Annotated in this window: 20 protein-coding genes and 8 pseudogenes; 19 read left to right on the forward strand and 9 right to left on the reverse strand. The window is 57.4% G+C overall.

Annotated features, from left to right (window positions below; translation table 11 throughout):
* The first annotated feature begins 1 nt into the window (after position 1).
* From ABIE40_RS29640 to ABIE40_RS29655, 4 genes are all read left to right on the forward strand, one after another.
* The gene (locus tag ABIE40_RS29640) at positions 2–1,336 is read left to right on the forward strand and encodes a dihydroorotase (protein WP_199628396.1); all 1,335 of its coding nucleotides are present in this window, start codon (positions 2–4) and stop codon (positions 1,334–1,336) included.
* A 10-nt stretch (positions 1,337–1,346) separates the two neighbouring features.
* Entirely contained in the window at positions 1,347–2,120 is a 774-nt protein-coding gene (locus ABIE40_RS29645) for an SDR family NAD(P)-dependent oxidoreductase (protein WP_112716960.1), read from the forward strand.
* 43 nt (positions 2,121–2,163) lie between these two features.
* On the forward strand, positions 2,164–2,949 hold the full coding sequence (locus ABIE40_RS29650) for an SDR family oxidoreductase (RefSeq protein ID WP_112716958.1): 786 nt from the start codon (positions 2,164–2,166) through the stop codon (positions 2,947–2,949).
* A gap of 555 nt (positions 2,950–3,504) precedes the next feature.
* Positions 3,505–3,918 carry a helix-turn-helix domain-containing protein gene (locus ABIE40_RS29655; protein WP_162708694.1) on the forward strand — a complete coding sequence of 138 codons (414 nt, stop codon included), beginning with the start codon at positions 3,505–3,507 and terminating at the stop codon, positions 3,916–3,918.
* A 153-nt stretch (positions 3,919–4,071) separates the two neighbouring features.
* On the opposite strand, the gene ABIE40_RS29660 is transcribed toward ABIE40_RS29655, so the two are convergent.
* Both ABIE40_RS29660 and ABIE40_RS31090 read right to left on the reverse strand, forming a co-directional pair.
* Positions 4,072–4,416: a hypothetical protein gene (locus tag ABIE40_RS29660; RefSeq protein ID WP_199628649.1), complete on the reverse strand. Its 345-nt coding sequence runs from the start codon at positions 4,414–4,416 to the stop codon at positions 4,072–4,074.
* Positions 4,416–4,654, reverse strand: a pseudogene (locus ABIE40_RS31090) (hypothetical protein); the annotation flags it as partial. The pseudogene ABIE40_RS31090 and the gene ABIE40_RS29660, both read right to left, overlap by 1 nt.
* 252 nt (positions 4,655–4,906) lie before the next feature.
* On the opposite strand from ABIE40_RS31090, the pseudogene ABIE40_RS29670 reads away from it, so the two are divergent.
* The 7 genes and pseudogenes from ABIE40_RS29670 to ABIE40_RS29705 all read left to right on the forward strand — a co-directional run.
* Positions 4,907–5,119 (forward strand): annotated as a pseudogene (locus ABIE40_RS29670) (AraC family transcriptional regulator); the annotation flags it as partial.
* A gap of 147 nt (positions 5,120–5,266) precedes the next feature.
* On the forward strand, positions 5,267–5,563 hold the full coding sequence (locus tag ABIE40_RS29675; protein ID WP_112716952.1) for a type II toxin-antitoxin system TacA family antitoxin: 297 nt from the start codon (positions 5,267–5,269) through the stop codon (positions 5,561–5,563).
* A complete protein-coding gene (locus tag ABIE40_RS29680; protein WP_199628395.1) occupies positions 5,560–6,057 on the forward strand; it encodes a GNAT family N-acetyltransferase in 498 nt (165 codons plus the stop codon). Before ABIE40_RS29675 ends, ABIE40_RS29680 begins: the two co-directional genes overlap by 4 nt.
* Positions 6,058–6,209: 152 nt before the next feature.
* Positions 6,210–6,446, forward strand: a pseudogene (locus ABIE40_RS29685) (aldo/keto reductase); the annotation flags it as partial.
* Between the two features lie 643 nt (positions 6,447–7,089).
* Positions 7,090–7,644, forward strand: a pseudogene (locus tag ABIE40_RS29695) (HNH endonuclease); the annotation flags it as partial.
* Positions 7,645–7,793: 149 nt separating this feature from the next.
* Positions 7,794–8,021, forward strand: coding sequence for a helix-turn-helix domain-containing protein (locus ABIE40_RS29700; protein ID WP_112717548.1), 228 nt, complete (start codon positions 7,794–7,796; stop codon positions 8,019–8,021).
* Entirely contained in the window at positions 8,018–9,280 is a 1,263-nt protein-coding gene (locus tag ABIE40_RS29705; RefSeq protein WP_112716948.1) for a type II toxin-antitoxin system HipA family toxin, read from the forward strand. Before ABIE40_RS29700 ends, ABIE40_RS29705 begins: the two co-directional genes overlap by 4 nt.
* A 297-nt stretch (positions 9,281–9,577) precedes the next feature.
* Here ABIE40_RS29705 and ABIE40_RS29710 read toward each other — a convergent pair whose 3' ends face one another.
* The 3 genes from ABIE40_RS29710 to ABIE40_RS29720 form a co-directional block, all read right to left on the reverse strand.
* Complete coding sequence (locus ABIE40_RS29710) at positions 9,578–9,739, reverse strand: hypothetical protein (protein WP_354541234.1); 162 nt, start codon at positions 9,737–9,739, stop codon at positions 9,578–9,580.
* A gap of 643 nt (positions 9,740–10,382) precedes the next feature.
* The gene (locus ABIE40_RS29715) at positions 10,383–10,505 is read right to left on the reverse strand and encodes a hypothetical protein (protein ID WP_354541235.1); all 123 of its coding nucleotides are present in this window, start codon (positions 10,503–10,505) and stop codon (positions 10,383–10,385) included.
* Between the two features lie 354 nt (positions 10,506–10,859).
* A complete protein-coding gene (locus tag ABIE40_RS29720; protein WP_199628394.1) occupies positions 10,860–13,217 on the reverse strand; it encodes a hypothetical protein in 2,358 nt (785 codons plus the stop codon).
* A 207-nt stretch (positions 13,218–13,424) separates the two neighbouring features.
* On the opposite strand from ABIE40_RS29720, the gene ABIE40_RS29725 reads away from it, so the two are divergent.
* The 3 genes and pseudogenes from ABIE40_RS29725 to ABIE40_RS29735 all read left to right on the forward strand — a co-directional run bounded on the left by ABIE40_RS29725 (position 13,425) and on the right by ABIE40_RS29735 (position 16,304).
* Positions 13,425–14,531: a Fic family protein gene (locus tag ABIE40_RS29725; protein ID WP_112716944.1), complete on the forward strand. Its 1,107-nt coding sequence runs from the start codon at positions 13,425–13,427 to the stop codon at positions 14,529–14,531.
* Between the two features lie 191 nt (positions 14,532–14,722).
* Entirely contained in the window at positions 14,723–14,896 is a 174-nt protein-coding gene (locus tag ABIE40_RS29730; protein WP_199628393.1) for a hypothetical protein, read from the forward strand.
* Positions 14,897–15,246: 350 nt separating this feature from the next.
* Positions 15,247–16,304, forward strand: a pseudogene (locus ABIE40_RS29735) (nucleotidyltransferase family protein).
* A gap of 202 nt (positions 16,305–16,506) precedes the next feature.
* Here ABIE40_RS29735 and ABIE40_RS29740 read toward each other — a convergent pair.
* Positions 16,507–16,965 (reverse strand): annotated as a pseudogene (locus tag ABIE40_RS29740) (hypothetical protein); the annotation flags it as partial.
* A gap of 97 nt (positions 16,966–17,062) precedes the next feature.
* Positions 17,063–17,329: pseudogene (locus ABIE40_RS29745) on the reverse strand (Na+/H+ antiporter NhaA); the annotation flags it as partial.
* Between the two features lie 444 nt (positions 17,330–17,773).
* Here ABIE40_RS29745 and ABIE40_RS29750 point away from each other — a divergent pair.
* Complete coding sequence (locus ABIE40_RS29750; protein ID WP_112716942.1) at positions 17,774–18,190, forward strand: low affinity iron permease family protein; 417 nt, start codon at positions 17,774–17,776, stop codon at positions 18,188–18,190.
* A 272-nt stretch (positions 18,191–18,462) separates the two neighbouring features.
* On the opposite strand, the gene ku (ABIE40_RS29755) is transcribed toward ABIE40_RS29750, so the two are convergent.
* Positions 18,463–19,272 carry a non-homologous end joining protein Ku gene (ku, locus tag ABIE40_RS29755; protein ID WP_112716940.1) on the reverse strand — a complete coding sequence of 270 codons (810 nt, stop codon included), beginning with the start codon at positions 19,270–19,272 and terminating at the stop codon, positions 18,463–18,465.
* Positions 19,273–19,283: 11 nt separating this feature from the next.
* Positions 19,284–20,201 (reverse strand): non-homologous end joining protein Ku, encoded by a 918-nt coding sequence (gene ku / locus ABIE40_RS29760; RefSeq protein WP_148195343.1) that lies wholly within the window; start codon positions 20,199–20,201, stop codon positions 19,284–19,286.
* A 220-nt stretch (positions 20,202–20,421) separates the two neighbouring features.
* Here ku (ABIE40_RS29760) and ABIE40_RS29765 point away from each other — a divergent pair, with 220 nt between their 5' ends.
* The 4 genes and pseudogenes from ABIE40_RS29765 (at position 20,422) to ABIE40_RS29780 (ending at position 23,775) form a co-directional block, all read left to right on the forward strand.
* A complete protein-coding gene (locus ABIE40_RS29765; protein WP_354541236.1) occupies positions 20,422–20,898 on the forward strand; it encodes a tyrosine-type recombinase/integrase in 477 nt (158 codons plus the stop codon).
* A complete protein-coding gene (locus tag ABIE40_RS29770; RefSeq protein ID WP_112716936.1) occupies positions 20,892–21,695 on the forward strand; it encodes a tyrosine-type recombinase/integrase in 804 nt (267 codons plus the stop codon). The genes ABIE40_RS29765 and ABIE40_RS29770 overlap by 7 nt, the downstream gene beginning before the upstream one ends.
* Before the next feature lie 347 nt (positions 21,696–22,042).
* Positions 22,043–22,860, forward strand: a pseudogene (locus ABIE40_RS29775) (IS66 family transposase); the annotation flags it as partial.
* Between the two features lie 648 nt (positions 22,861–23,508).
* Positions 23,509–23,775, forward strand: a complete 267-nt coding sequence (locus tag ABIE40_RS29780; protein WP_112716934.1) for a hypothetical protein — start codon at positions 23,509–23,511, stop codon at positions 23,773–23,775.
* Positions 23,776–24,538: the final 763 nt, after the last annotated feature.

Genomic DNA, 24,538 nt, shown 5'->3' on the forward strand with positions numbered 1-24,538 from the left:
CGTGTTCGATACCGTGATCAGCGGCGGCACCGTCGTTAACGCAAGTGGTACGTCGCGTGCGGATATCGGCATTCGCGACGGGCGGATTGCTGCCATGCTTGCTCCTGGCGAGATCGCACGCGCACGGGATTTTTTCGATGCCAGCGGCATGACGCTTTTGCCAGGACTGATCGACGCACACGCACATTTGCGTGATCCCGGGCTGACGCACAAGGAAAACTTCGAAACTGGCACCCATGCCGCGGCTCTCGGCGGAGTGACCACAATCCTTGATATGCCGACCGACGATCCCTGGACGGCGACCGCGCAACAACTCTCCGACAAGATGACGTTGGCCAGCGGTCGACTGAATGTCGATGTTGGATTCCAGACCGTCATTTCGAAGAGCTGTGAAGACCTCGATGGTTTGCTCGCCCTCTCTCCGGTTTCGCTGGAGCTCTTCACGGCGGATGTCGCTTGCGACTACCGTTTCGATGATCTTGATGCAGTCACGCAGGTGCTGCGGCGGCTTTCTGGTTCCGAAATCACAATCGGCATCTCGCCGGGCGATCAGACGATTCTTGAGGGTAGTGGCCTGCGTGATCGTGATGGCGACATCTCGGCATTCCTTAAAAGCCGGCCGCCGCTCGCCGAAGCCGGTGGCATCGCGCGGGCGGTTCTGGCGGCTGCGGAGACTGGTGCGCGCGTTCATGTGCGTCAGGTCAACTCGAAACTTGGGGTCGATACGTGGCGACGTCTCATGGACATGGCCGACGTCTCGGTCGAAACGACGCCGCAAAACCTCTTCTTCACATCTCATGACTACGCAGCAGCAGGTGCCAGGCTGAAAGGATCGCCTCCGTTTCGCGGCAATGACGATGTCAGGGCCCTGCGCCAAGCGGTTGCAGACGGCCTGATCACTGTCATGGCAACGGATCATGCACCACATAGCCCGGCCGAAAAGTCCGCGCGATATTCGTCGTTTGCCGACATCCCGGGGGGGATGCCCGGCCTGCAGACGTTGCTCCCGATCATGCTGCAGCTCGTGGCGGAGCAACTGATCACGCTGCCCGACCTGGTCAGGATGTGCGCCTACAGCCCTGCGCATCGCTTCGGGCTAGGGCGTTCGAAAGGCGCGATCGCAGTCGGATGCGATGCCGACATACTGATCGTCGATATGGACGGCGTGTCGCGTATCGCCGACGCCGACCAGGTCTCACAGGCCGCCTATACGCCCTTTCACGGGCGGCAGGTCTGCGGAAGGTTGACGGATGTTTTTCTGCGCGGCGAAAGGATCGTCAACGACGGTGTGCTGATCGCGCCCTGCCGCGGTCAGATCGTCCGCAATGCTTACTAAGGATCGGGCTATGTCTTTACTGTCTGGGAAAATCGCGATCGTCACGGGTGCCAGTTCAGGCCTCGGGCGCGCAATTGCTCTACGCTATGCCAGTGAGGGAGCGACGGTCGTGGTCGCTGACGTCTCCGAAACGCCGATCGAGGGCGGCGACCCAACTGTTGCCGAGATCGTGGCGGCGGGTGGGACCGGCCGCTTTTTCAGAACCGACATATCCACATGGGATGACGTCGATGCGCTTGTTGGAGAGACCGTGCAAGAATTCGGCCGGCTCGACATCATCGTCAACAATGCCGCGATATATACGTCGACGACCCTCCTCGAGACATCTGTCGACCAATGGGCCCGGGTAATGTCGGTCAACGTCACTGGCTTCTTCTACTGCTGCAAGCGTGCCGCCATGCAGTTCCTGACGCAGGACGTCAAAGGCGAGGCGCGAGGCCGGATCATCAACATCTCCTCACAGCACGGGATGGTGGCGAGCCCCGGTGACTTCCCCTATGGGGTCAGCAAGGGAGCCATCGTGCAGATGACCCGGCAGATCGCCGTCGATCACGCGGCCGATATGATCCTGTGCAATGCCATCGCTCCGGGAAAGATCATCACCGGCAAGCCTGGGGTGGCAAACGAACCCGAAGCCCTCGACTACTCACGCCGCCGCACACCCTGGCCTCGCCTCGGCGAACCGCGCGATGTCGCGGGTGCCGCGCTTTTCCTCGCGAGCGACATGGCGAGCTTTATCACCGGCGTCAACCTGATGGTCGATGGTGGCTGGATGGCTGGGTGAGCCGAAACCTGACAAGTTTACCAACTAACGGAAGGAAACCGCCATGGATCTGGGATTGAAAGGCAAGACCGCCCTCGTACTGGGAGCCGGCGGGGGGCTTGGCAGTGCCATCGCGCACACACTTGCCTCTGAAGGCGCGCAGGTAGCGGCCGCCGACATCAACAAGGACGCGGCAGAACAGGTGGTTGCGACCATCCAGGCTGCTGGCGGGTCTGCGATGGCGGTTCAGTGGGATCTCGCCGATCTCGAGGTGATCGCGCCGAACCTTGCCGTCATCGAGCAGCAATTCGGTTCGGTCGATGTTTTGGTCAACATCACTGGTGGGCCGCCGCCGACGCTCGTCTCAGGTCAGAGCGCGGAGAACTGGCGCAAGTATTTCGACAGCATGGTCCTGTCGGTTATCGCCACCAGCGATGCCGTGCTGCCAAAGATGAGAGAAAAGAAATGGGGCCGGATCATTACCTCGACGTCGTCAGGGGTCGTTGCGCCGATACCGAACCTCGGCCTGTCCAACGCCTTGCGCATGTCATTGCTCGGCTGGTCGAAGACCCTCGCAAGTGAAGTCGGCCGCGATGGCGTCACCGCCAATGTCGTGCTTCCCGGCCGCGTTGCGACACAGCGCATTACCTTTCTTGATGAGCAGAGGGCCAAACGCGAGGGCAGATCGGTCGAGGAGGTCTCGGCGGCGAGCACTGCTTCGATCCCGGTCGGACGCTACGGTGACCCGCAGGAATATGCCGATGTTGTCGCATTCATTGCAAGCACTAGAGCGGCCTATCTTACGGGCTCAGTCATCCGCGTCGACGGCGGTATGATCTCCAGCGTGTGAGGGCGTTAATGTCATCGATTGGAAAAAGTCTGCTGGCCGTCGCCGGACTACGGAGAGTTAACCGCGGCGCGGAATCTACGCCGGCATGATCTCAACTGCAAGGATAGAGACTGCGCCCGACGCAGCCTTTGATGGCACAACGTACTCACACGAGAACGAGCAGATCCTGTTGGAGATCTCAGGGCTCTGAAGGTTCGTGATCGAAGCCGAAGAGGTCGAAATACATGCGCAAGACATGGTGTTTTTCCTGGCAAACTCGCGTCACGCAGCCATTGGCAGCTGCGCGCAGCAATGCGTTTGGCAGAAGATATTTGCACCGGCGCGTCAGGACCACCTTCCCCGCTGCTTTGCCACCAGTGTTGAAGTCTCGTGACACGTTGGGGCGGGGTTCGTCCCCGCTCCGGACGTAACCCCCGAGTTTCCATTGCCGTCCCGTCAACAACGCACTCTCAAATGCCAGCCAATACGCACTCTGTGTGCTCAGGTGATGCCATAGGCTTTGCATCGCGACTTTAACGTGACATATGCAAACGTTAGCGAAACGGGATGAATGGTATGGAGACGACTGACCTTGGCAGCGGCAAGCGCCAGACAACGGACGTTGACCAAGTGATTGGAGCACGGCTTCGCAGCCTGCGCCTTCAAGCCGGCTGGTCGCAGCAGGAACTTGCCGTCAAGCTCAACGTCTCCTTCCAGCAGGTTCAAAAATATGAACGTGCCATGAATCGCCTTAGTGCCGCGACCCTGAGCAAGGCAGCGACGATCTTCGATGTTCCAATGGAATTCTTTTTCGATGATGTCGCCGCTGGCGCACCTTCGCAAGGTGAGGCAGTAGATCAGACAGTCGACAATCGGTTGGAGGCGAGATTGCTGACCCGCTACAGGAGAGCCTCGCCGAAGTTGCGAGCCAGCCTGCTGGGGCTCCTGCAGGCGGCAATCCCGCTCCAAGACGACATCGAGGAAAACTAGCTTCGTGAGGGTTCGACAGCGCAAAGCCCATATCATGTGGAGGCTTCCTCCACGCCATGCGGTTCCGTGAGCCACGTGAGAGCCCGGCGCGGCAGGTCAATCACAGCCGTCCCCTCACGGCGCTAGCCGAGGCCTGGCAAGCTGCTCAAGAAGTCAGTCGCGTTCGCCCACGAAGCCGGAATCGGCTGCGTTGTGAGTATAGATATGCCCGACAAGGCGTCCAGCGGAGCCGAGGGCTGCCCATCCGCGACCACAGGCCGCGTCGTTCGCGTCTTGTCCTTCCCGAGAGAACTCCGCACAGGCTGATCCACTGCGCGCGCCGTAGCGGACATCGAGAAAGCCCTTGAGAGACACGAATGCGATTTCGCCGTCGGCCGTGCCCTGGAATATCAGATGCGCTTCTTCTCCGAGATCGAGGGCGTCATTGTCCCAGTTATCCATCTCGACGATGCGCCAACGACCGGCAAAGGCCTTGGCGAAAGCAGGAACTCTCGCCATCAGCTTATCTCCGTCATGAGCTTCGGCAGCCGCACAAGATTGTAGGCGGCGGCCCGCAAGGTGAAAGCCGATCCGACTCCCACGAAACTTCGTCTTGTCTCGCCCCGCGACGATTTTGATCCAACCAAACGCCTCCTCAATGCGCTAGCGAATACGCAGGCTGAGCCCCGTAGCCAGGATGACGTGTTGTGCCTCCGTCGATAGCCGAGGGCGATGAACAACGCCGTGTTGCTTTGGCTTGACAGGGCGCCAAGCAGCGTCTTGATGCTTGAGAGCACCAGTTTTCTTCCAAATTACGGCGTTGGGCTGGCGTATCCTCTTGGACGGAGGCTCAGCAGTTCGTGTCCCTCGAGACCGAGATACTTCGGGTTCCCGCACATGAGGCAAGAGAAAACGCCGAATTGCCGCTGCCATCTCGAAACATTTTCTCACTCGGATTTTTGGGAAAACTTAGGCACGGTAGGTGCCATTGGAGGCTCTCACGACCAAATTGTTGAGTGGTCCGCATGGCGGCGAGATCTGCAAGCTTTCCCGTCCGGAATCAAACATCGAACGGGTACTCAGGGCCGGCGCCCTTTTGCACACTAGCTTCGCGGAAACATTGCGCGTCGATAAGTTGGCTGTTGTCGCGCGGATGAGCCCGTCGTCGTTTCACCAGCATTTCGAGTCACTGACCTCGATGACGCCGCTGCAGTTCCAGAGATAGCTCTATTACGACTGGGCCGGTGGTTCGCACCCCGTCGAGAGCCCAGTTTACATGTCAGCTCGTCACCCCGTAACGACACTGTCGTTACGGGCTTGTAACGATAATGTCGTTACGCTATATAGCATTATCACATTGGAGTTGCCCATGCCGACGTCACGTACGAGCAAAAATTTGGATTCAAGCGTTCCATTGAATATCCGTATCAAGCCCGCAACGCGCAATCTTATCGACCGCGCGGCTGAACTGCTTGGCAAGACACGGACAGATTTCATGCTGGAAGCCTGTGAACGGCGTGCGGAGGAAGTACTGCTTGACCGTATCGTCTTCACGGTAAGTCCTGAGGTGTATGCCGAATACGTTACCCGACTTGACGCGCCCGCGAAGTCGAATGCGCGTCTGAAACGCACAATGTTGACCAAAGCTCCATGGGATGAGGCGTGACCCTCACTTCGCCTGCCCCTTTGGCCGAGCATCATGAACTTGTCGAATTTGATTCCGGCGTTTCAGAACTAGATGATTGGCTGCGCCGACGAGCGCGAGCCAATCAGGCCAGCGGTGCGTCTCGCACTTTCGTGGTTTGCGACGGAAATCGTGTCGTCGCCTATTACGCTCTCGCCTCCGGCGCGGTGAGGACACCAGAAGCTCCAGGCCGGTTTAAGCGAAACATGCCAGATCCGATCCCTGTCGCTGTACTTGGTCGCCTGGCTATCGACCGGACCTATCAGGGCCGCGGTATCGGTCGGGCATTGGTGCGTGATGCAGGGTTGCGCCTGCTCAACGCAGCCGAAATACTTGGTATCCGCGGCGTGCTGGTGCATGCGATTTCAGATGACGCACGTACCTTCTATGAGGCCGTTGGATTTCTCCCATCTCCGTCTGACCCGCTGATGCTGATGATCGGATTGAAAGATCTCAGCAACGCGTTGGGCGCGTAGACGCTATCATCGAGTGCTCGGTTTCAGCAACGCTGAGCGGCATCGCTGCGCGGGATGTTCGTTCCATCCAGAAGGTGCAAGTGAACAGAACAAGTGCTGCAATCAGCCAGTCAAGGAGGTGCGGCAGGATGGAGATAAAAATCGGTCACGGCCCCGCCGTCACGAGCGTCCTCTGCGGCACGTCCAATTCCGACCACATGAGTTACGATGTCCAGGCGATGACAGGACCTCTTCCGGACGAGCGCATGCGGGCTCGTATGGTCGCGCACATGAAAACAATTCCCGGCTTCGGCTCCATCGGCACGATGCCGTGGTATATCGGCAAAGAGAATATGTATTCCGGCCTGATCCGAGAGGCACAGACAAATGCCGCGCAGCGCCTGCAGTAACGGCGCATTGATTAACCCGCCATCACGTTGGCACAATCACGGGAAGGCCCGCCTTGCCTTCCACTAGACGCGCGCTTCTGACGGCCTTTCTGACGCTGCCGCTCGTTGAGGTGGCGAGAATGAGGCGTTTGCGCAGGCCGTTCCCGAACTGCCGCTCACGCCCGCATATAACGATGGAGACGGACCGACCCTTGAACGGGAAGGCGGCCCCTTCTTCAAGCCGAACTCGCCGCTGAACCGGGATCTCTATTCGGATGCACCCGGAGGCGAGCGAATAACGGTCGCAGTTCGTACTCGACATTCGCTGCCAGCCGCTTGGCGGCAGCCGCGTTGAGATTTGGCATGCGGACGAAAACGGCGACTAGGACACCGTGGGTTTCCGTCTGCGTGGGCACCAGTTCGCCGACACCAAGGGGCGCTGGTGGTCCACCACCATCATGCCGGCGCTTTATCCCGGCCGAACGCGTCATTTTCATTTCAAAGTCCAGCGTCCGGGTAGGCGCGTTCGCACCACCCAGCTCCATTTCCCTGGAGAACCCAGAAATGCTTGGCAGAGTGCTTCCGTCTTTCTGGGGCGGCGGATCGGCAGTTATGGTCTCCGCGGCCTGGTACATCCAGGCTGGGATGGCGTGGATGTTGAAGAGGGCCGTATTCCGACAGGGCGCAGGCTGCAGTCCGGCCGATGTCCGCAGCAGATTTCAGCCGCATCGTATCGATTGGCATAGACGAGCATGAGCCTGAACTGCCTCGGCTGGATGAGCCGGGGGACGCATGCGGCCGATGGATTTGCAGATGAAGCTCAAGCGCCGTTCATGTTCGAGCAGGAGCGCGACCGGGTTATGCAACTCTCGTCGCGGATCGTTCGAAATCGGCTGTTTCGCCGGCTCGTTCTTCACGCCTATGACAAACGATCCGCCATCGGAGGTCGACGCCGCACATATCGGGCCGGTGGAAGCGAGCGGACCCGACATTCTTTCCAACGGAATTGCTCTTTCGGGCACCGCACACTGGATGTTTGATCGCGGTCTGATTGGTCTTTCGGACGATCTTGATATCCTGATATCGCGTCAGGCGAATGATCCTGACAGCATTCAAGGACTCCTCAACAAGACTGGGAAGGCGACCGTGCCTAGCATGGGTCTTCGAGCGGCCACATCCCCAGTTCCTGAGATGGCACCGTGAGAACTGCTTCAAGTAGTGAGCGCCAGGGTAAGTCGTGCGATGTAGTCTCATCCCGAGCGGGTCTATTTCGGTCAGCTGGCCAAAAAAATCCGAAAATCATCCCGATCGGTTCTTTTGTTTTCTTTTGCACCCTCCGATGATATAATCATCCCGATAGGGGTGATTATGGACAAGATCAAAGATACAAAAACTCTCGGCATGCTGATCCGTCAGGAGCGCAGACAGCAAGGGTTAACCCAGGAGCAATTGGCCGGGGCGATTGGTGTGGGCGTACGGTTTCTGCGTGAACTTGAGGCCGGCAAAGAGAGCTGCCAGATTGGCCGTGCGATGCAAGTCTTGGCCGGTCTTGGTCTTCTTGTTTCCGTTGGGCGTCGCCAGGGCCCGCGATCATGACCCGCGTCTTGGACGTCTATTTTCGCGACACCAAGGCGGGCGTGCTCGGCCGGCTTGACGACGGCCTACTGATCTTCGCCTACGATGGCGCGTATCTCCTGGACCAACGATCGCGAGCGATCTCGTTCTCGATGCCCCTGCAAGAAGAACCCTTTGGTGATCAGGTCGTGCGCCCGTTTTTTTCCGGTCTCTTGCCGGACGAAGGCGCGCGGCAACGCCTAGCTGGTGCGCTCGGCCTCTCGGCAGGCAATGCCTTCGGGCTACTGGAAGTTATCGGCGGCGAATGCGCAGGTGCCTTGTCAATCTATCCCACCGGCACAGCGCCCGAACCTCCCGGCCAGTCCCAAGCCGAAATTCTCACTTCGGAACGTCTGGACGAGGTTCTCAGCAGGCTGCGGACCCGGCCTCTGCTTGGCGGAGACGAGGGCATCCGCCTGTCGCTCGCCGGCGCGCAGGACAAACTGGCGGTCATTGTCGATGGAGATTCTATCGCCTTGGCAAGAGACGGAAGACCAACGACCCATATCTTGAAACCAGTCATCCAGGCGTTGGAAGGCACGGTGGAGAACGAGTATTTTTGTATGCAGCTGGCCGCCCGCCTCAAGCTGCCCGTACCCCATGTTCAGATTCGCCTGGACGGGGCGACTGCCTTTCTCCTGGTTGAGCGTTATGATCGAACGAAAGCTGCGGACGGCATCATTGAGCGCCTACACCAGGAAGACTTCTGCCAGGCCCTTAGCGTACCGCCAGAGCTGAAGTATGAGGCCGAGGGAGGACCGGGAACAGAACGATCTCTCGGGCTGATCGACAACGCCTGCGCGAGGCCCGTCGCGGATCGGTTGCAGTTCATCCGCATGCTGATCTTCCACTATCTCGTCGGCAACGCTGATGCCCACGGCAAGAACTACGCCCTGCTTTATGGCTCCGATGAACCGGATCTGGCGCCGATCTACGATGTCGTTTGCACGGCTGTTTATCCCCGCTTGTCAAAGAGGCTCGCCATGAAGATTGGTGGCCGCGATGTGCCCGACACGATCCAGTTGAAGCATTGGGCGACACTCGTGCCCGAAACCAAATCTTCTCAGCGCATCCTTGTCCGCGATCTTGCCCAGATGGCGGAAAGGATTGTGAGCGAGGCCGACGCCCTTGTTGCAGAACTGGCCCACGAGGGGATCAGGCACCCCATCCTGAGTGCAATTCGCAAGGTCATCTCAAGTCGGGCTGGTTTGCTACAGAGAGCCGCGGAGCATGTATCTTAAGCAGTTAGTGGTCGCGGATATCCAGCGCCTTGTCCTTCGATCAAAGGGTCGGTGGTTCAAATCATTTCCTTCGGCTCCGGAAACCGCTTTCCTCGTCTGAGATGCAAGACCACCTTCGTTTCGAAGGGCCGGAGTGTACGCTTTGTCGTGACCAAACTCCTTGGTAGATATTCAAGCGAGGAGGTTGGCCTGAAACGACTACGCGTCGCTGTATGAGGTGACAGCATAATGCGCATATGCCTCTAGCAACATTTGCAGGTATTCGGTGGTGCTTGAGGTCTGCTCACCCAAAGCTGGTCAGTGAAAAGGTATCTTCGACCACATGGTCTCCCACTCAATTTCGATACCGCGCTGTGCTGCAACGTTGATCGCCTGAGTTGGGGCCTTATCATCCGGCCACAAATCCTCTTCGAGCGAGATCCAAACGTCGTTGTCTTCATCGACGGTGATTTCGGCCAACAGCGCCCCAGTCGTTCGCTTACGTTCGTCGAGTCATCTAAGAGTGCGCTTCTCATGAGAAGAACGATGTTGCGTTCGTTCAACTCAAGTTTTGGACGGTCATCGACTACGTGGAATTCAGGTTTGCTAGTGTCTGATTTCGCTTTATCGCCGATCGGCTGGAGCGATTTGCCTTCATCTTCGCACCAGAAAGCAGCGTCGAAAATGTCGACTGGGGCAGCGCCACATGCGGGGCAATGCCACAGATTTTTAGCGATCTGAACGCCCGTGATCTTCCCATCGCAATGCAAGCAAAACCAGGTGTCGGAGTCGCGGTCCCATAGCGGATGGCGAGCTTTGCCGTCCCCATCAGGTTTTGTCGGCCTCCTTGGCCACTCGGACGAGATCTTGCTGCGAACCTGCGACATCCGATTGTTGCCCAGGCTCAGCGCTTCTTCGAGTAAGTCGGCGTCGAACACGGGGCACTGGTCGTCGGCTGCAACACTCGTCCTTGTTCAAGATACCCCCAGCGACGCGCACTTGCGTCGGTACTTCCCATCGTAAAATCCGCCGGTAAAACGTGCTTCGCGACCACTGCTTCGATGGTCGCCACCTGCTCGGAGCTTGGGATCCACCCACTCTTGTTGGCGGTGACGAGTTGTGTCTAATTCGCAATGCCGAGGTGTATGGCAATGAAGTTCAGAGCTTCATGTAGCGCCACCCTGGTGACTCGGGCGGGACGTTTTCCAAGAAGCTTGAGGTGGCTAATTTCTGCTGCTTCGGTCATATTCAGTTCCTGAATTGATCCGACCATGTGCCCGCTAATGGCCAGACCTGCCGGCACAGTGTGACAATTCAGAGATGGAACGCTGACATAGCTTTGCGTGGCGGGCACACCGGCCTGCGTGTAAGGCCGCCTCATGTATGACAAGCGGCACGCCATCGGTCAAGTGAAGACCATAACAGACCAGTTAGTAGCACGCGTTTTGAGGCCCGTAATGATGTGAAAAGGTAGCCAATTCAGCACAGCGGGAAAATCCGCTCACTGATCGTAGGTTCGAATCCATTCAAGGCGGAGACGAGGACGCTCGGCCCAGATGCAACATGTTCTGAGTGTCCGAGCCGAGCATCTCATTCGATCTTACGCAGCTTCCCAAACCTGATTGAGGGTCTTGGCGGCCAGTGCGGCCTTGTCTTGCGGAAGGAAGCGGCCGTAGTGCTGCTGCACGACATCGGGCGTATCTTGAATGGCATAACTCGCCTGCTCGTAGGATCCAGTCTGCTTCAGAATATGCGTCGCCAGAATGTCCCGCAGGTTATGCGGTCCATGCGGCAGGAGGCCCTTGATCGCACCCCGTCCGGTATAGGGATTATAGATGCCGTAACGTTGGATGACAGTCCGCCAAGCCTCGTAGAATGTGGTCGAATTGTAAGCAGCATCAATACTGGTCGTCTTCACCGTCTTGACGAATAGCGTTTGGGGATCTTTCGCACCGCCAAGCAGAACTCCACGATGCCTGTCGATGTAAGCATCAAGGTATTTGTAGAGATCGAGAAGGTCGGGCAAAATCAACCGGAACGGCTTCTGTCCGAAGAAGGATGAACCGGAGTTTTTGAATGCGACCGACGGGATAAGGACCTCCCACCCCTGGTCGCGATCACTCCAGCGCAGCTCACCGCATTTCAGATCCTCCAGCCGGCGTTCTGACGTCGGATAGTGTCCACGGGGGCAGACACGAAGTTGGCGAAGGTTCTTTTGCCTGAGCCCAAGGTGCAGGCCCAGGCGAAGTAATAGGAATGATCTAACGGCTTCGGCGGCCGGTCGTGGATATCTGTTCTCATCCGGCATACGTTTCACAATCTCGTCTGTGATCTTGCGATATTCCGCCAACGGGCTGTCCGCTTCGAGTACACACATGATCGGTTCAAATGGATCGCGATGCACGCGCATCACGCGCTGGATCTCCTTGGAACGGTTAGCGGCATGTCGGTGAAAGGCATCGCAGGCGCCATGCCAATCGCGAGCCGCGAAATCGATTTCTTCCTGCTCAATCAAGCCCGCAATGGGCCTGACATTCCGAAGCAGCTCCGGATGCTGCCGGATCCAACCGACTTCCGCGCGAGATAGGGCTTGGGCGACCATCAGCATGTCTTCTTCCCACTTGGTGTAGAAGCCACGTCGCTGTTCCCGCCACTGCAGATACCAGTCCCAAACGCCAGGGAAAACGAGAAGGCCGAAGCTTAACTGGCTGACTGGCACGCCGAAACCCTTCACGAGACCGTTTGGCGAGGCAGCAAGCGCACCAAACATCAAACCGAGGTGCTCAATCTTCTGGGAGGCCGTTTCTTCACCCCAGACGCCGTTCCGTTGGAACCCAATCGCCGTCAGCGTCGAAGTCTTGAAGCGGATGAGATCAGCCATTTCCATGGCAAGTCTCGGCGGTGCGTCGATAACGCCAGAAAGCAGATCAGGATCATCAAGTTCTGCGGCAACGTTCTGATTGGCGCCGGCCGCCGAGGCCAACGATCGAGAGGAAAGAAAGCTGCTGCCATAGGTGACGCCGGGAAAGCGGATTGCATATCGCCGCTTGCTGGCCGCCGCCTGATAGCGGCGATATTCTGTAGAGCCAGAAATGATCACCCGGCGCACCCAATCGAGGATCTCCTCGCGCTTGGTAAAGGGCAGGCTGTTGAAGTCTTCGGGCAGGTGCAATGAAATCCGTCGACGCTCAGCTGGGCAGATGTCACCGAGATCGTGACCATACAGGGAGCGCGCCTGATGCGGCAGTTTTTCTTTGAAATATCCCTCTGAAAGTCGATATCGTCGCTCCATACGGCGGAGGATGTTGAAACTGGCAACAGATCGGGGCACGCGCTCTCCCTGGATCCAGGATAGCAGCGTCTTCTTGTCGAAGGTCTCATTCAGATGAACAACGGCGCGGTAAAGCTGCCAATAGGTGTCGCCGAACCGACGCATATGGTAGACCAATGCGTCCTGAAAGCTCGCCGGATCTTCTGTCGCTTCAAATAGTGCTTCTGGGAAAGGGCTTATCGGTTTTGGTGCTGGGCCGCGCGATGTTGACGCAGACCGGACAAAGGCGCCATCGATCGTCGCGCGTTGTTGCTGTCGGGCGGGGCGTGCGGAAGCTGCCTTCTTGGCGGGAGTCATTTTACGCGTGCTAACTGCCGGCTTTGGTGGTCGTCGTTCTTCGGTCGCTGGTGGTGCGCCGAGCCAGCGGATGATTGCATCCAAGCCTGGCCGGAGCTGCTTTTTCAGTTCTGCCGTCAACTCGGCTTCGATCCCGCAGGCCTGACCGATCATCTTCCAGTCTATATGGCCATTCAGAAGCGGGGGCGATTTGCGGTAGATAATCAAACTGGCCAGGTAGGGCCGTATATTTTCGAACACCCGCCTGGATGCGACTGGAGCGATACGAAGCTCGCAGAATTCCGAAATTTTTCGCTGAAAATGTCGTGATGAAAGGTCGAGTTTGGTCATACTTATTCCTTTTTGCTCGGCACCAGTGCCGAGGGCGAGCGGAAATAGGGGGCGCCCATTAACAAAATATGTTTAGGGCAAGAGGTTAGCTGCCGATCGCTGCCTCTTGAATGGAGAGCTGCAGATTGTGGTGCTGAGCGATAGAAGGGCTTGCAATAGCTCATTTATGGCGATATTCATGAGTTATAGAGAGAGATTCTATAACTCATGACATGGAACTGGCAAAACACTGACTGGCCAAACTTCAGATACGACACCGCAAGCCTGGTACCGTTGGAGCAGAAATTCCTGCAGTCCGCCGGCGAGGTTATCGGTGCTGTTCGACATTTCAACGATGACGACAGCAACCAACTTCGCATTGAGTTGCTGAGCGACGAAGCGGTCAAGACCTCAGAGATTGAGGGGGAATTTCTGGACCGCGTGAGTGTCCAGTCATCACTCCGCCGGCAGTTCGGGCTAAACACTGATGATAGACAGATCCGCCCCCAAGAGCGGGGGATCGCCGAGCTGATGGCGGATGTCTATAGAAGCTGGCATAGGCCGCTGGGCCATGAGGGACTGTTCCATTGGCATTCAATGCTGATGGCCGGAAACCGATATATTGAAACGGTTGGTGCTTACCGCACGCATGAAGACGCCATGCAGATCGTATCAGGTCGATTGGACAAACCCACCATCCATTTTGAAGCGCCCCCATCTCGCCAGGTTGCCGCTGAGATGGAAACCTTCATCACATGGTTCAATCAATCCGGGCCAGATGGTCAAACGTCGCTTCAAGCTCTGACGCGCGCAGCAGTAGGACACCTTTACTTTGAAAGCATACATCCATTTGAGGATGGCAACGGCCGAATTGGACGCGCGCTCGCCGAGAAATCCCTGGCGCAAAACATAGGGCAGCCAAGTCTCATTTCACTCGCTTTCACAATCGAGAAGCGCCGGAAGGCCTATTACTCAGAGCTTGAGCGACACCAGCGCACGCTTGATATCACCGACTGGGTCATTTTCTTTTCAGAAACTATTCTGGATGCTCAACAGGCGACGCTTGAGCGCGTAGATTTCTTCATCCAGAAAGCAAAGTTCTATGATCGTTTTCGGGACAAGCTGAACGAGCGGCAAGAAAAGGTAGTCGCGCGCATCTTCAAGGAAGGCACGGCTGGCTTCAAGGGAGGTCTAAGTGCCGAAAACTATATCTCGATCACAGATACATCCCGCGCTACAGCAACACGCGACCTTCAGCAACTCGTGGAGATCGGTGCACTGACGCGTACGGGTGAACGTCGGCATACTCGGTACTCACTGTCCTTGCAGAAATAATTCGCTACCACTCCAATGAACACCACCGAAGTCATTATCTAGGCGAACGGCTGTTCGAGTCCCTTCAAGGCGAGGCTGTCTCCTTCGGCCCGTTGCATTCAGTGCTGCTGTCGCTGGCACCTGGCACAAGCTATATTTGCAGCCGACGGCCTGTCGCATTATGTTATGGAAGAATGGAAAGGAGATCGCTGATGCTTTTGCAGAAATACCGCGAGAACAGGCAAGCCTTGAAGCAGATCGGCCGGGAAGCCATCGCCGAGAGCCGCCGTATGGGCCTAACGATCACTGCCAAGGATCGGCAGAACGAGGCGAAGGATAAGGCCCGGCATGAGCGCAAGGAACGTGCTCCGGCTACCGTGAGGTAGCAATCGCTTCATGCCCGAGTTGTCGTGTATCCTCCTCGCAGGGCCGAACGGCTCCGGCAAAACTTCCGCCTTCGCGAAGCTGATAATCGCCGGCGGCGATCGCTGGAGGTCCATAAAAAGGCGTTATGCAACAGGGACGTTAGATCAGTAGCTTAGCATGTGAGGGGCGATAGTTCGGATCCGTACAAGTCGGGCATCTCGACACCGGCCTTATATTATGTCCGAGAAGATAGTATAGTGAGGATCACGGTAGGTGGTGTCTTGCACTGGCAGAGGCGGGCAGCGTTCACTGGGGAAAGCCGCAAAACTTGCTATACTAGATTTGCAAAAAAGATATAGAGAGTGGCATGATTAAGCAGATTGATCTCATGTTTCGCACCATGGTCGCGGAACTCCAGCAACGGGCATTTGATGATGATTGGGCGGAAGATTTCCCTCCATCGGGTAGATTCGTGCCAGTAGCAGTTGATGGCCGGCGTTACTGGTATTTCGACCAGCCCGACGGAGAGGGTGGGCAGAAACGCCGTTATGTCGGGCCTGCCGACGACCCCCTGATTTCGGAACGGGTCGAAACCTTCAAGGGTGAGAAGTGTGACTATAAGGCTCGCCGCAAGTACGTTTCTACGCTAACGCGCGAAGCCGGCTTAATTGCCGCTGATCGCTTTACCGGTGATATCGTACAGGCGCTTGCCAAGGCCGGTCTCTTCCGGCTGCGCGGTGTTCTCATCGGCACTGTCGCTTTTCAATGCTACTCGGCATATCTTGGCATCCGTCTGCCTTCGGCGGCGATCCTAACAGGTGATGCAGACCTGGCCCAGGATTTCGCGATCTCCGCCGAGGTGGCAGATTCGCTGCCGCCGATCCTCGATCTCCTGAAAGGGCTTGATCCAACGTTCCGCGCAGTGCCGCATATCAGCGGCAGCTCTCGATCTCATGCCTTCCGGAACCAGAGCGGTTACAGGGTCGAGTTCATGACGACAAACAGGGGAGCCGAAGAATATTCGGACAAACCCGCCAACATGCCTGCTCTCGAAGGCGCGTCAGCCGAACCGCTAAGATTTTGGATTTCTTAATCCGCGATCCCGTTCGTTCGATCCTGCTACATGGTGCCGGTATTTCAGTTGTTATCCCTGATCCTTGCAGGTACGCGGTGCACAAGCTTATCATTGCCGGCCGCCGTCAGAATGACGCCGGCGGCCAGGCCAAACGGGATAAAGACCTTAGACAGGCAGGAATACTATTCGAGGTCCTGCCGGTCACGGGCCATGGGCCATCACTGGCTGACGCTCTGGAAGAGGCATGGGATCGCGGACCTGCTTGGGAGCTGGCCATCTCGGAAGCAGCCGAAACCATGCACAAGGAATATGGGGACGCTATCAATCAAATGGTTGGCATTCTCAAGAGATAAAGGTTAGGCCTTGCTCAAAAAGAACCGCTATGACAATACTCATTCGCATCAGATTGTGCGGCCCCACCTGAAAAGCAAATAAAATCAATAGACCGCCGCGACCTTATAGGAAGCGATGGTTCACATCCCTTAAGAGCGAAACGACGAGCTCGGCTCGGACGTAGGGTGTAGCCGACATCCAAGGCGAGCATCTCATTCGATTTTATGCAGCTTCCCAAGCCTGATTGAGGATCTTGGCCGCAAGTGCGGCCTTGTCTTGTGGCAGGAAGCGACCATAGTGCTGTTGCACGACGTCGGGCGTGTCCTGAATGGCGTAGCTTGCCTGCTCGTAGGATCCGGTCTGCTTCAGAATATGCGTCGCAAGAATGTCGCGCAGGTTATGGGGTCCATGCGGCAACAAGCCCTTGATCGCACCCCCGTCCGGTATAGGCATTATAGATGCCATAGCATTGGATGACCGTCCGCCAAGCATCGCAGAAGGTTGTCGAGTTGTAGGCCGCATCAAGGCTGGTGGTCTTGAGCGTCTTGACGAACAGGCTCCGTCGAGCAGAACACCACGATGGCGGTCGATGTAAGCGTCGAGGTATTTGTAGAGATCGAGCAAGTCGGGCAGGATCAGCTTGAACGGCTTCTGTGCAAAGAAGGAGGAGCCAGAGTTTTCGCGGACCCGGACTTAACCTGAAGCGCCAGATTCCAAGTGCGCCTGCGAGCTTCCCGAGGTTAAGTCCAGAGGTGACGCCGAAGTGACTGGCTCCGCCAGCACGCTTGCGGACGCGCCCATGAAGGAGACAACGGCACTTGCGAAGCGCAGTACCGACACGATGAAGAAAGCCACCGGCTTCTGGAGTGCGTGCTCGGGTTTGTGGAGCGAAGACTACTCGTGCCCAGCTTCGATATCGCCGTGTGTGACTTTCAGCGGTATGAAGCGCCTGGACGACGCCTGCGAGCGTGGCGTGAGTCACCGACAGGAAGACGGCGTACCACAGAAGAGCCCCAAGCCCGAGATAGGCCCAGATGTACTTCACGCCTGATCGGGTCAGAGACTGTCCTTCACCTTACGAAACAGGAAAAATTGAACATACCATCGCCATTATGGCACGTTCACCTTCACGGATGATTAAAGGTCATTGCCTCTTTAAAGCAGCAGTGTAAGAAGCCGAATAAATGCGACACGCTTGAAGTTCATCTTGCCGGCAAATGCGAGCTCAAAGCCCTCCTCGTCTGCGCCGCGGGGTCGCCCGTATCGGCAGGGATGCAAAGGGCAAAGAGCTCGCAAAGTACGTCACCCTCAATTCGAGTACCGGGGCAAGGGAGTGTGGGGCGTTCCATTCGACGCTGCGCTGGACACGGAGGAACGGTCTGCGACGTCGGGTGGGTCCGAACCCAGACTAAAGTCCCAAGACCTGCTCCAACTGGAACAGCTCTGCTCCTGTTTGCGTTATCATTGGCCGGGCAACAGCGAGATTTCCATGAGCGATAACGTTATATCCAGAGGCTTTTCGAAATTTGCCACCCTGATCGCGGATCTGTCTGGCAAGCCGGCAACGTTCGTACTTGCGGTCGCACTTGTTGTTGTCTGGGCCGCCTCGGGTCCGGTCTTCGACTACAGCGAAAACTGGCAGTTGGTGATCAATACGAGCACCACGATCATCACCTTCCTAATGGTGTTTGTTTTGCAGAACTCGCAGAACCGGGACGGCAAGGCGTTGCAGGCCAAGCTCGATGAATTGATCCTGACATCGCAAGCGCAGAACAAGTTCGTCGGCATCGAGAAGCTAGACGAGCAGCAGCTTAGGGAAATGAGCCAGAAGCTGGCGGAGAGGGCTCAATGCGTCGAGGAAGTCGCAGAGGACAAGGCCGAAGAGCGTGAGCGTCGGCCCGTTTAAAAGAACGGAGCTGCATCAAGAACGCCGACGCTCTCGACGGACGTTTCGCCGGGTCGCTGAGCGCCGGATTCTTGCAATGGCGACGCCGAGACCACCAACCGTTGCTCCCGCCAACGCGCCGGAGGCGGCGTCGAGGTCATAGAGCTGTAAGGTGATCATTCCCTCAAGCGCCAGAGCAGCACATACTGTTGAGACTGCAATCTTTTGCATTTGGGCCTCGTGAAGCTCCAGAGCGATTTCAGCTCGCTTGGACGTGTTATGAACGCAGGTACCTACCCGGCTTTCCTGCTCTTCAACTCCTCCGCCACCGACTTCTTCAGCGCGTCCATGATATTGACCACGTTCGACTTCGGAGACGCCTCGGACGTCTTGCCTTTAGCAGACTTCTTCGGCCTCAGCGCCTTCTTTTTCTCCTCGATCAGTTTCAGGAGGCTTTCCTGGATCGGATCGCTGACCATGTCAGGTGACCAATGCGATGTCTGCTGCTTGATCAGCTTCTGCACCAGCGGCACCAGGTCGGGATCGCCTTCGTCTTCGATATCGTCGAAGTAGTTCTCTTCCGGGCGGACCTCATCTCCGAACCGGAGCGACCAGAGGACGATGCCTTCGCCGCGCGGCTCCAGGATGACGGCACGCTCCCGGCGGCCCATAACGAGTTTGGAGAGCCCGACGACGCCATCGGATTTCATGGCGTCGCGAATGACGGCGAACGCTTCGTTGCCGACCGGGTCGTCAGGCATGAGGTAATTCGGCTTCTCCAGATAGACCCATTCGATGGATTCGGCGGGTACGAACTTCTCGATATCGATCGTCTTGACCGTATCGAGCGTCACGCGGTCAAGGTCGTCGTCTGTCAGGATGACATAGTCGTTCTCGCCACGCGCGTAGCCCTTGGCTTCGTTCTCGTCCTTCACAGGCTTGCCGGTTACGCTGTCGACATACTGGGAGACGACGCGGTTTCCCGTCGATTTGTTGAGCGTATGAAACCGGACTTTCTCCGATTCCGATGTCGCAGAGGTCATCGAAACCGGGCACGTGACCAGCGAAAGCTTCAGATAACCCTTCCAACGAAACGGGGCCATGGTCGATCTCCTCAGCTTGCCTTCCGGTGCGACGTGGATCTCGATGACGGGGCGGTCTTCGAGGCCGTTCCACGGGCAGCCTTTCCGGAAGACCCCTGATTGGCATTGGCCGCAGTGCGCGTCGCCTTGCTTTTGCCGTTGGCGCCGGAGGCTAGCAATCCTGCACTCTCGCGAAGAGCCGCAAGCAGGTCGTTGGGTTTGGAGATCTCGACCTTCTTCGGCTTGGGCAGCGCCTTGCCCTCGATCTTGGCCTTGACCAGTTCGGCAAGGGCGGTTTCGTACCTATCGTTGAAAGTCGCTGGGTCGAACTCGCCCTTCTTGGTGGAGATGATGTGTTTGGCGAGATCCAGCATCTCACCCTCGATCTTCAGCTTGGGCATCTCCTCGAACGCCTTGGCGCTTGAACGCACCTCGTAGTCGTAATTCAGGGTGGTGGCGATGAGGCCCTTGCCGTGGGGACGTATGAGGACGGTCCTCATCCTTCGGAAGAGGACTGCACGCGCAACGGCCGCAACCTTCGACTTTCTCATTGCGTCACGCAGCGCGACGAAGGCGTCTCCGCCCATCTTTTCAGGCGTGAGATAGTAGGGCTTGTCGAAATAGACATCGTCGATCTCATCGCAGGGTATGAAGGCCTCGACTGATAGCGTCTTGTTGCTTTCGGGAATGGTGGCAGCGATCTCTTCCGGATCGATCTGCAAATATTGACCGTTGTCGATCTCGAAGCCCTTGACCTGGTCCTGGCGCGGCACCGGATCTTCAGTCTCGCTGTCCACATAGATGCGGTTGACCTTGTTCCCGGACGCCTTGTTGATCATGTTGAACGAGATCCTGTCCGAGGTGCTGGCCGCGGTGTACAGGGCGACGCCGCAAGACACCTCGCCAAACTTCAGGAAACCTTTCCATTGGGCACGCTGACCACCTGCCATGACGCCATACTCCGAATCACCCAGTTGCGACTCAAGTCCGAAACGGGTGATTCGTTCCGACTCGAAACGAATCATTTTTCAAAGGCTTAGGGCGTTTCGCTCTGAGATTGATTCATTCGCCTGTCACCGTCTGACAATTTGAAAAGGCTTCGTTCAGCCGCGCCTCCGAGCCCTGCTTCGGCCTTCATCTCAAAAAGACAGGGATTCCGCTCATCTTGAGTTGCTTGCGCGTCTTGGCCTGCGCGCCGGCGACATCTCTCGCATGCGCCTCGACGACATTGATTGGCGCGAAGCGACCTTGTGTGTCCGCGGTAAAGGACGCGGCGAGATACGGCTTCCGCTGCCCCAGGAAGCCGGTGACGCGATCATCGACTATTTGCGAGACGCCCGTCCACCTGCCGACAGCGACTGCATTTTCCTGCGAACCATAGCACCGTTTCGGCCATTGGCCGGCGCGAGCGTTTCGGGCATCGTCAGTCTTGCGCTCACGAGGGCTGGCATTGATGCACCATCGCGAGGCGCGAATCTTCTCCGCCATTCAGCCGCGACTAGCATGCTGCGGGCTGGCGCTACTCTGGACACGATCGGAGCCGTGCTGCGCCATCGGTCGGTCGATACGACCGCCCATTATGCGAAGGTTGACGTCGACATGTTACTTGAAGTCGTTCAGCCCTGGCCGGGGAGTGTCGCATGCTGAGCCGGGACCTCGCACACCACGCGGAACTGCAACATCAGCTCGGCTTCAAATTCCGCGTCCAGCATACACTATTGAAGAAGTTCGTTGCCTTCGCTGAGCGGCATGGTGATCGACGCGTCCGAAGTGCGCGCGTGCTTGAATGGGCGATGCTCGCTCCGTCGCCGCAGCAGAGCCGCAACCGCCTGCTGGCGGCCCGTCGTTTTGCTTTGGCGCTGTCCGCGGAGGATTCCCACCACGAGGTCCCGGCTGCCGATACCTTGGGGCGCGGCCTTCTTGAGCGCCGAATTCCACATATCTACATTGCCGGTGAGATCACTGCACTGATGCAGGCTGCTGCCTCCCTCAAGCCGGCGGGTTCGATCAGGCCGCTTATGTACGAGACCCTGTTTGGTTTGCTCGCCGCCGCCGGCATGCGCATCTCCGAAGCCCTCGCGCTTCAGCTCGATGACGTGACAGACGATGGTTTGATCATCCGACAAACCAAGTTCAAGAAGAGGCGATTGCTGCCACTCCACCGCACGACATCGCATGCATTAGATCGATACTTGGCGGCCAGGCGCGGAGGCCTCGGCCAACGGGGGCCCCGCATTCACGATTTGCGGCATACATTCGCCGTGCGCTCGCTGGAGCAATGCCTCCATGATCGCGATGCAGTTGCTCGCCATATCGTCGCCCTTAGCACCTACCTCGGCCACGCGCACGTCACCGATACCTACTGGAACCTGCAGGCGACGCCGATTCTGATGACGCAAATCGCGGCGGCCGGCGAAGCGCTGCATCAAGGGGCCATAGCATGACTACGCTCGCTCTGCATCTCACTGCCTTCCTACGCAGGCACCTGCCGCATGAGCGGCGGGCAAGCCAACATACCTGCGCGGCCTACGCCTACAGCTTTCAACTGTTACTCACCTTCGCGGCCGCTCGATTGGGGATCACTCCGTCCGGAATTGAGGTCGAGCAGCTCGATCCGCCGTCTGATGACCTTGGGGCATGCCCAGTTCGAGGCGCTGTTTGCCGGGCTCGATTGGCGTCGGGTCCGTTCTGTTGAGGCAGGAGCCCCGACCGCGATTGAATAGGTGCGCCACCATGGCTCGGGTCACAAATGCGAGGGGCCAGACAAGGCAGAGTTTGATAAACTTCCGGCATGTTGGACGCCGCCGATCTTCCAGACGACATTGCTCCCCTGAAGGCGATGCTGATCGCAGCGCAAGCGCGTGAAGTTCGCAAAGATGACCGGATCGAACGGCTGGAGAAGCTGGTCGCTGCTTTCAAGCAGGCTACCTTTGGCCGCAAGTCAGAAAAAGCCGATACCGAGCAATTCGATCTGGCATTGGAGGACCTTTAGACGGTCATAGCGTCCATCCATGCCGAAGATGAAGCCGATAGCCCCTCAGGCAGACCGAGCCCCAAATCTCGCACCGCTAATCGCGGCTCTCTACCCGCTCATCTTCCTCGCGTCGAGGAGATCATCGAACCGGAAAGCATCATCTGCGCATGTGGCAGCGGCCTGCATTGCATCGGCGAGGATGTCTCCGAGCGGCTGGAGATCATTCCGGCGTAATTCCGCGTCATCGTTACTTGTCGTCCCAAACATGCTTGCCGTGCCTGCACCGACGGCGTTCCCCCAGCACCAGCTCGATTGATCCAACCGGATTACCGACAGAGGCGACCTCGCGGACTGTGTCGGTCGGGCTGGCTTCGAACTGCGCCCGGTCTTCGATGCCTTGCTTGCCGATCTGAAGCGATCGTCAAAGCTCTTCATGCACGAGACCCGTGCGCCGGTGCTGATCCCGGTGTGCCCGCAAAACCAAGACCGGCTATTTCTGGGCGTTGGCCCGTGACGACCGACCATGGAGCGGAGGCGCTCCGCCTGGTGTGGCCTTCACCTATGCTCTGGGTCGCGGCGGTCACCATGCCGAGCGGATATTGCAGGGGTTCACGGGCATCGACGGCTATGCTGGAAGCGAAGGATTTGACGGTGCTTTATTTACAGCTGCGATACTCACGCGAGACCGTGATTTCGGCGGCGATAGGACACGAACGCGGCATCGGCAGCAGACACGTCAGATCCCAAGCGACAAAGCCGTAAACCGTCGTGCAAGGAGGGGCGTCACTGCACTGCGTCAGCCAAGTTAGCGGGTTAAAATGCTGACCAGTTTTTTGACGCTGGAGGGGTGTCAACGATATGTTTGGGCGCTTCGCTGGAACACCGAGCTAACTTGGGATGATCGCAGTTCCCGTTCATCAGGCTCTATCCATTATTCTGCAATGAGTCGTTTTTCGCCTTGCAATTGCGTCCAGCCTCCCCATCTACGATATAGTAGCAGCCACGGAACGGGCGCTGCTTTTTAGAGCCCCAAAGAAGCTCTAGCCCCAACCGGGAGGACGCGATGTCTTCCGTAGCAAGAAATTTCAGACACGAACGCGCAATGCGATCCCTCCGCGGCTTGAAATACGGGGATGTCGTCATGAAATCGATCCCGCTCATGGCGGTCGCATTCATTCTGTACGTTATACTGCAAGGCACGTTCTGGTAGCGTCCGGATTGCAGTTACAGAAATTGCGTGGTTTCCGGTGAGCGTTGGTCCAATCGACCAATTGGGGTTCCTTATGTCAGAACGCACAACAGAATCTGAGATTACCTTTTCTCGTCCTTTTGCCCTAAGCGCTCTGGTCGTGCCGCTCGATGCGGGCACTTACCGGGTGATAGTAGATGAAGAATTGATAGAAGGACTGTCATTTCCCGCTTACCGAAGAACTGCAACGCATATCGAAATACCGGCCCTTGGCGTCAGTATCGGGACAAGGCAATTGTTGCAGGTTCATCCGCAGGACTTGGAGTCGGCAATCAAAAAGGATGCCGAGGATAAGGAATAGCGAGCGGCCCATAACGGTAGCTTATTTACAAAGGATTGCGGCGCGATGGTTTCTCGGGCTGGTCGACGGATAATGGTGGCCGCTTTGGCAATTGGGCTCGCTCTCGCGGTCTTTTATGGATTGAGCAGCCCGTACGATGCTCATGGAGAAACCAATGGCGCACGCCCCTGGATCTCGCGTGCGACAGGACAGGTCCCGGCCACCGCGACGTTCAAGTGACGGCCGCAACTGAGGAGAGCAGCAAATGACTGCCGCAAAGGCTCAACAGTCTCGTTCGTCCAGATTGGCGAGGGTCTGGACCATAAGTGATTTTGCCAAACGCTTCCGGCTTGACCCGCTTGAAGAGAAACGACTGCTGAAGCTGTTGGGGCCAACTGCGACAGAGCGCCAGCTTCTTCTCAACACTGGAAGAAGGCCGCTGAACCCCGCCGGGGACCTTGGATGAAGAAGGCACAAGCGTGCATGCGATGAATATCGCGTCGGCAACTTCATCCAAGCCGAGATGGACAGCAATGTCGCATGTGCTCTCAATACTTGCTTCGCCTAAGTCTGAAGGATCAGAATCGATGTGCCCCACGTCCGAGGAACGAAGAACACTTAGACGCGTCCTCAAGCGGGCTGACTACGCTACTTCAGAGATGCGAGCGACCGAAGGTGATCGGCACTTGCAGGAGGTCGCTGTCATCCGTCGGATTGAGGCCGCAACTATCCCGACCGTCAATTATCCGGCCTCCAAACGGCAAAGACTGAACGCGGACTCTGC

The organism is Rhizobium sp. OAE497 (assembly GCF_040546565.1).
Lineage (GTDB): Bacteria > Pseudomonadota > Alphaproteobacteria > Rhizobiales > Rhizobiaceae > Rhizobium.

Excerpts from the sequence above, each read along its gene's own strand:
- ku (WP_148195343.1), bottom strand. The coding sequence starts at position 20,201 with ATGGCAGGTGGTCAGCGTGCCCAATGGAAAGGTTTCCTGAAGTTTGGC.
- ABIE40_RS29705 (WP_112716948.1), top strand. The coding sequence starts at position 8,018 with ATGACCCGCGTCTTGGACGTCTATTTTCGCGACACCAAGGCGGGCGTG.
- ABIE40_RS29720 (WP_199628394.1), bottom strand. The coding sequence starts at position 13,217 with ATGACCAAACTCGACCTTTCATCACGACATTTTCAGCGAAAAATTTCG.
- ABIE40_RS29725 (WP_112716944.1), top strand. The coding sequence starts at position 13,425 with ATGACATGGAACTGGCAAAACACTGACTGGCCAAACTTCAGATACGAC.
- ABIE40_RS29780 (WP_112716934.1), top strand. The coding sequence starts at position 23,509 with ATGTCAGAACGCACAACAGAATCTGAGATTACCTTTTCTCGTCCTTTT.
- ABIE40_RS29645 (WP_112716960.1), top strand. The coding sequence starts at position 1,347 with ATGTCTTTACTGTCTGGGAAAATCGCGATCGTCACGGGTGCCAGTTCA.
- ABIE40_RS29650 (WP_112716958.1), top strand. The coding sequence starts at position 2,164 with ATGGATCTGGGATTGAAAGGCAAGACCGCCCTCGTACTGGGAGCCGGC.
- ABIE40_RS29660 (WP_199628649.1), bottom strand. The coding sequence starts at position 4,416 with ATGGCGAGAGTTCCTGCTTTCGCCAAGGCCTTTGCCGGTCGTTGGCGC.
- ABIE40_RS29655 (WP_162708694.1), top strand. The coding sequence starts at position 3,505 with ATGGAGACGACTGACCTTGGCAGCGGCAAGCGCCAGACAACGGACGTT.
- ABIE40_RS29770 (WP_112716936.1), top strand. The coding sequence starts at position 20,892 with ATGCTGAGCCGGGACCTCGCACACCACGCGGAACTGCAACATCAGCTC.
- ku (WP_112716940.1), bottom strand. The coding sequence starts at position 19,272 with ATGGCCCCGTTTCGTTGGAAGGGTTATCTGAAGCTTTCGCTGGTCACG.
- ABIE40_RS29750 (WP_112716942.1), top strand. The coding sequence starts at position 17,774 with ATGAGCGATAACGTTATATCCAGAGGCTTTTCGAAATTTGCCACCCTG.
- ABIE40_RS29715 (WP_354541235.1), bottom strand. The coding sequence starts at position 10,505 with ATGACCGAAGCAGCAGAAATTAGCCACCTCAAGCTTCTTGGAAAACGT.
- ABIE40_RS29730 (WP_199628393.1), top strand. The coding sequence starts at position 14,723 with ATGCTTTTGCAGAAATACCGCGAGAACAGGCAAGCCTTGAAGCAGATC.
- ABIE40_RS29675 (WP_112716952.1), top strand. The coding sequence starts at position 5,267 with ATGCCGACGTCACGTACGAGCAAAAATTTGGATTCAAGCGTTCCATTG.
- ABIE40_RS29700 (WP_112717548.1), top strand. The coding sequence starts at position 7,794 with ATGGACAAGATCAAAGATACAAAAACTCTCGGCATGCTGATCCGTCAG.